This window comes from Ectobacillus funiculus (genome assembly GCF_004138295.1).
GTDB classification, from domain to species: Bacteria; Bacillota; Bacilli; order Bacillales; family Bacillaceae_G; genus Ectobacillus; species Ectobacillus funiculus.
In genome coordinates this window covers 73,028-79,754 of the sequence record NZ_SCFM01000001.1, presented here as the reverse complement: position 1 = coordinate 79,754, position 6,727 = coordinate 73,028, and the positions used below count along the sequence as shown (strand labels likewise).

The window sequence follows — 6,727 nt, the reverse complement described above, 5'->3', positions numbered from 1 at the left end:
ATTTTGCGTAACCATTCGGCCCCTGCTCTCCGCCGGTGACATTTCCGCTAAAAAGGTCGGAACTGTTACAGATGCTCCTCCTACAGCAAGTCCCAGCATGAAACGGCAAAAAATCATAACCTCAACATTCGGAGAAAGAGTACATCCAAGTGTTGAAATAAAGAACAATACCGCAAGAAACAGAATAGTTTTGCGACGACCACTATAATCTGATAATCGGCCACCGAATACCGCGCCAAATGCTGCGCCAAAAAGAAGTGAACTCGCAACAAGGCCCTCAGTAAGTGAATTAAGACCAAGCGCTTCAGACATATAAGGTAAAGCACCATTGATAACACCTGTGTCATATCCGAAGAGTAGTCCTCCGAAGGTCGAGACTAGGATAATGGTACGTAAAAATGACTGTTGATTCCTCATGTAAATTCTCCCTCTCCTTTCTTAATTTAAGAAAAGATTAATCATTTTTCAGTTGGCTTTTTCCAATCTAACGAAGCATAACAACGAGAAAGCCGCGAAAGATTTTATTTAAGCTCAACCCTTAGTAACAAAGAGTACTAATCCTCCTATTGCTTTTAGCCTCATAATGCAACTCCCTAGGTATCACAAACAGGAAAAAGTGAATCTATGTCCTGTTGAATATCGTGTTTAGCACTTTATAAAGGTCTATACAATGTAAGTATCAGTGCATTTTTCATAACAGATGGTTACTCATCCGCCTTAACAGCTTACAATTTCCTTAAACACCAAAGGATAACGCTTACATTCCCATCATAATTATTAACCTAAAATCTTTCCCATGATAACAAATAAACAAGAGCTAAAACATATGTTATTATTGCTATTTCAAAGATTTCTTTTAAAGATTAAGGATTATCGATTACCCTTTTAACAAAAAATATGAACATCTAATAAAACAATCTTCTCAGTATTCTCCCTCTGCTTTTGCAAGAAAAACAGTTATAAACGCTTTCACTTTTCATCAACTTAAGGTTATCGATTACCCTATTGGTTGCCTTTATTGTATCTTGTACTTCATAAGATTTCAATACCTTTTTTGAAAAAATTTTCTGCATATTCAATCTGTTTTCAAAAATCAATACTCTTCTCAAAATTATTATATCGAATCATTAAGTAGACTAAAACTTCACATAACAAAATGAGAAACGAAAAACAGCCCTTTTGAGGCTGTTAATTGACACAATAGTTGAAGTTAAAGCTTTTTCTAAAGAAAACTCGCTGATTGGCGAGCCCTGCCCTTGAGTGAAGACAAAAGTGTAGTTGCCCTTATACTTTATTCCTAAAATTTCCGACCATGTCGAATTTGCTTCTAGCTGGAAATTTATACTTTCCTACAGTGCAAAGAAACAAAACGTTTACCCTACTTGTAATCCTTCAAATTGGGTTTTTGCCGATTCAGTTCTAATAACTCCCTTATTGTCACTAGCGAAAAATACCTCTACTCTATCATTGGCTTGTAATTCTAAGATAGTGGCTACGCTTACGGAACCATCAACAGTCGTAACTTCAGAGTCTGAAGCCACAATATTGCCATTTACTCTTATCTGTAAATGTATTGCACCTGTAGGAAGACCACGAGGGGCAAAGGAAACACTTGCGATAATAGAATATAGACCTTTTTCTTTTGGAATAAACGCCGATGCAATTGAATCGTATTCATCCGCTAAATCAAATTGTTCCTTTTGGAAAAAAACTTTTACTTCTCCAGTTCCCGGAACAGTTTGGCCTACAGCTTTAGTAGCCGTGAACGCTGATTTCCTTGCATTTTTCTTTTTTCCGCCTTTCTTATAACCCCATGCATTTACATTAACAGTAGGATAATAGGGATTTTGTTTCTTGTCCCGTGATTGATCGTCGCTCTTCGCTTTGGAATAGTCCTCGGTCTTATCTTTCTGATGATCGTCGCTTTCATCTTTCTGTTGATCGTCGCTTTCATCTTGCTGTTGACCGTCGCCCTCATCTTGCTGTTGACCGTCACTCTCATCTTGCTGTTGACCGTCGCTCTCATCTTGCTGTTGACCGTCGCTCTCATCTGGGTAAAAGCCATCGCACTTATCTTTGTGATAATCCTCGTACTTATCTGGATAAAAGCCATCGCACTTATCTTCGTGATAATCCTCGCACTTATCTTCATGATAATCCTTGTACTTATCTTTGTGATAATCCTCGTACTTATCTTTGTGATAATCCTCGTACTTATCTGGGCAACAGTCATCGCACTTATCTTGATAATAATACCCATGCTTAGCTCGATACTCAGCGTCTTGCTTGGCTTGCTGCTCAGCAACGTACTTAGCTCTTTGGTAGCTTAATTTATCGTAATAGCTTCCCATATGTTCATCTCCTTTTTGAAATCCTCCTAAAACTATATTAAAATTTACTACTTTCGTTTGTGCGTTCGCCTTTATATGTAAAAAAATTCTCTAATGTATAATTCATGTCAAATTTCTATTCTTGAAGCAGCATCTGAACGATTGAATCACAGCAAATAAAAAACGCTAGAAGCAGTAATCGTACTGTGTTTCTAGCGTTAAAATAATTTCCATTAAAATGAACTAAGAAATCAATTAAAAGTGATTGCTCCTTCCCCTCGCACGTTCTTATAAGAAAAGCGGACAAGGCCCGCTTTTTATGGCAGCATAGGGGTGGGCCGGAGTAAAAGGAATTTTTTTCCTTTTTTTGGAGGTTCAGCCTGGAGTCTGCCATTTTGGGTCTTGGGGGCTAGCATCACCCCGAAAAGTTATACTTTCTTACAGTGTAAATTAAACCTCTGCATTCTCTTATAAAACGTACTCCTTGGAACATCTAGTAATTTTGCAGCTAATGAAACATTCCCCTTTGCTTTTTGCAAAGCATCAATCATTAAATCTTTTTGGATTTTTTCACGGAAGGTTAATGTCTCTGTGCTTGTGCTGTCTCGCTCTATATTTGATACAGTAGTCGAGTTTGTTTGAGTACTCAATAGATGGGCTAATGTAAGTGTTTGATCTGCTGTTCCATCTGATGCTACAATATATCCCCGTTCTAATACATTAAACAATTCCCTTATATTTCCTGGCCAATGATATTCCATCAATCTATCCAAAAACGCATAGGGCCACTGCATGTTCCAATTATTTTTTTGACAAAAGTATCTGACTAAGTGCGGGATATCTTCTTTTCTTTCTCGTAAAGACGGCACATGTACAGGGTACACATGGAGACGATAGTATAAATCTTGCCGAAAGGTTCCTTCTTGCACAAGCTGGGAAAGATCACGGTGAGTAGCCGTAATAACTCGAATGTTTAACGGGACTTCTTTTGTTCCACCAATCGGAATCACCTTACGTTCTTGCAAAACTCGTAAAAGCGCAACCTGCATGGATGGAGGAATCTCTCCAATCTCATCAAGAAAAATAGTTCCATTGTTTGCCTGTTCGAATTTTCCTTTATGTCCTTTGCGTTTTGCTCCCGTGAATGCACCGTCTACATAGCCAAATAACTCGCTTTCCATTAGCTCTTTTGGAATAGCGCCACAATTGATTGTAATGAATGGCCCATCCTTCCTTGAACTATTTTCATGAATCGCCTTTGCCACCAATTCTTTTCCTGTTCCGGTTTCTCCTAATATGTAGACACTCGCATCTGTGGGAGCTACACGCTTTATATCATGTAACACATATTGAAAGGCGTCACTGCTTCCCATCTCTCCTTCAAATCGGAACGACTGAGCGGAAAAAGAAGGCACACAGCTTTTCTTTGTACTGTTGGCTGCTGCTTCAGATAACAATAAGGACATTCCAATTCTGTTTTTATGAAGGTCTGCGTATAGAGGAGTTTCAGTTTGAATGGCAAATCCACACTGTAATAGTTCGCTCACATTCATGCCAATGCAGTTATGTATTTTAGAGCGAACTGATTTGCTTGCGGCAACTACTTTCTTCTGTTCATTACATAAAATAATCGGCTTGTTCATCTCAATCCATTCTACACTTTTATGAACAAGCTCCAACTCGTTCTGCCGTGCCCTGATACTGAATTCACGTTCAATTGTATGTGCAATGGAGAAGACAATCCCAAGCATAAACGGATGGGTGTGGCTGAGCGGGCAAGAAACATCGATGAGCCCTAGCAACTTCCCATCATCATTACGAATTGGAGCTGCTGAACAACTCCAGCCATGAGAGGCAATAGAATAATGCTCTGTTCCGCTTATCATCACGGCTTCTCCAATTTGCAATGCTGTTCCAATCGCATTAGTTCCAACTTCTCCCTCTGTCCAGCGAACACCGTTGGTAAAATTAATTTTCTTTGCCTCGCGTAAAACCCTTTGATTGCCCATCAAGGATAACACATATCCATCTGGATCAACCACTAAAGCCATCATTCCTAACTCCTCAATCATTCCCTTCATCTTACCCAAATGCAGCAAAGCAATCTCGAGAAATAAAGAATTCTTTTCTCTTTGAAGGGTTAGTAACTCGTCAGATAGAATGTGCGGCCCCTTATGTAAATGCGGATTTACTTCATTGTTCTTGCAGCGATACCAAGATTCCATAATTCGTTTGTTTAAACGAGCTTCATCAAGTACCCCCTCACTCACAAAGCGCTTCCATGTACTTAAATAACAGGCTGTCCCAATCATCTCTCTATCCCCCTAGCCATTTTATCAGTTCACACCATTTGGATTCTCTTACAAATTGTTTAACCAAGAAAAAGGATGAATATATAGAGGAAAAAATCAGGCTGTCATGCGGAGTATTTTCCATCATTATAGACGATAACGAAACCGCTTTCAATAACATTTTCCATATTAAGAAAAGCGGACAAGGCCCGCCTTTTATGGCAGCGTAGGGGTGGGCCAGAGTAAAAGGAACTTCTTTCCTTTTACGGAGGTTCAGCCCGGAGTCTGCCATTTTGGGCCTTGGGAGCTAGACATCACTCCGAAAAGTTATACTTTCTTATCTTGCAAGAAAACGTGCCGATTGGCGAGCCCTTCTCTCAGGCGAGGACAGCCGTGTAGTTGCACTTACACGTTGTTCCTAAGATTTCCGACTACGTCGAATTAGCTTCTAGCTGAAAATTTATTATATTTTCTTAAAGTATAAAAAACTCCGCGTAAAAGAATACGCGAAGCGAAAATGAGACTTATATACAACGACTTGCTTGTAAAGATATGTACACTAAAGCTCCTAAAGACTCGGACTAACTAATATCTTAATCTGGTTTTTATTCTTTGTTAATGCGTCAAATCCTTCAGAAATGATATTTTCTAATCTAATATGCTTTGTGACTTCATCTAAAAGCATTCAAAAGGTGAGCCCCCCTTTTGAATGCTGCAATTTTATTAAGCATGCACAGCATGCCCCACCGTGCTGTGCAATGCTTCTTGAATCGCTTCAGATAATGTCGGGTGTGCGGCAATAAAATCCTGCATCGCATCCACCGTCATCTCTGCATGCAGCATAATAGCCCCCTGACCGATTAACTCCGTAGCATGTGAACCTGCAATTGAAATACCTAGAATTTCATGATGTTGAGGTTCTACTATCACCTTTACTTTTCCAATCGGCTGATCGAGTATAAGAGCTTTTCCATTAGCAGCAAACGAAAATTCCCCTACTCGAATATCACCGTAATCACTCCTTGCTTGCTTTTCCGTCAATCCGACACTTGCAATTTCGGGTGATGTGTAAATGCAGCGAGGAACCGATCGATAATTTACCCTCGCCTCTTGACCGCAGGCGTGCAAAGCAGCAACGCCCCCTTCATGAAAGGCGACATGCGCAAGCTGAATGCCGCCAGTTACATCACCACAAGCATAAATATGCGGAATATTTGTCTGCATCTGTTCATTCACTATAATCCCTTTTTGTGAATATGCGATACCAGCATTCTGTAAGGCTAACTCTGCCACTCTCGGCTTTCTTCCAATGGACACTAGCACAAAATCGGCGGTTAATTCATCAATTCCATTAGAATGTTCAAGAACGATTTTTCTTCTCTCTTGGTCTAAGTCTTTTACGGAAGTAGAAGTATGAATGATTACTCCTTCCTTCTCTAATTCTTTATGCAGAAAGGAAGCAATATCTTTGTCTTCACCAGGTAAAATTTGCTCAGCCATCTCGACGATTGTGACTTTCGCTCCCATCCGGCTGTAAATGCTAGCAAATTCGCATCCTATGACCCCTCCCCCCACAATAAGTAAGGAAGAAGGGATAGCAGGAAGAGACATAGCTTGTCCGCTATGAAGAATCCATTCCCCATCAAAAGGAGCAAATGGTAAAGGAATCGGCTCAGATCCTGCGGCAATAATAAATCGATCAGCTTCAATTGCCCTCTCAGTGTCTTCAGTTATTACACTCAAACAGGAATCACTTTGAAAGCAAGCTTGTCCTTTTATCACTTGGATTTTATTTTTCTTCATTAAATAGCCTATGCCTTGCACAAGCGTTTGAACAATTTTACTTTTACGCTGCTGAACCTGCAGCCAATTGATCCCTATCTGACCAGGCGAGAGGCTTATGCCGAATTCTTCAGCCTGTTTGACAGTATCATACATTTCCGCGCTCTCTAATAATGACTTCGTAGGGATACAGCCTTCGTTTAAGCAAGTTCCTCCTAACAAGCCCTCGTCAATGAGAATAACGTGTTGCCCCTGCTGGGCGGCAGTAATTGCCGCCACATATCCTGCAGGTCCGCCCCCAATTATCGCGATAGTTGTCATGCC

The 6,727-nt window shown here is 40.2% G+C and carries 4 protein-coding genes; all 4 read right to left on the bottom strand.

The genetic code is table 11. The features are described 5' to 3' along the window. Window positions 1–417, bottom strand: a 417-nt coding sequence (locus EP737_RS00325) for an MFS transporter (protein ID WP_129725888.1), incomplete at its 3' end; no start/stop codon positions are given. A gap of 956 nt (window positions 418–1,373) precedes the next feature. Further along, window positions 1,374–2,351 carry a C1q-like domain-containing protein gene (locus EP737_RS00320; RefSeq protein ID WP_129725886.1) on the bottom strand — a complete coding sequence of 326 codons (978 nt, stop codon included), beginning with the start codon at window positions 2,349–2,351 and terminating at the stop codon, window positions 1,374–1,376. A gap of 407 nt (window positions 2,352–2,758) precedes the next feature. After that, window positions 2,759–4,642, bottom strand: coding sequence for a sigma-54-dependent Fis family transcriptional regulator (locus EP737_RS00315; protein ID WP_129725884.1), 1,884 nt, complete (start codon window positions 4,640–4,642; stop codon window positions 2,759–2,761). Window positions 4,643–5,344: 702 nt separating this feature from the next. Then, window positions 5,345–6,724, bottom strand: coding sequence for a dihydrolipoyl dehydrogenase (gene lpdA, locus EP737_RS00305; RefSeq protein ID WP_129725882.1), 1,380 nt, complete (start codon window positions 6,722–6,724; stop codon window positions 5,345–5,347). Window positions 6,725–6,727: the final 3 nt, after the last annotated feature.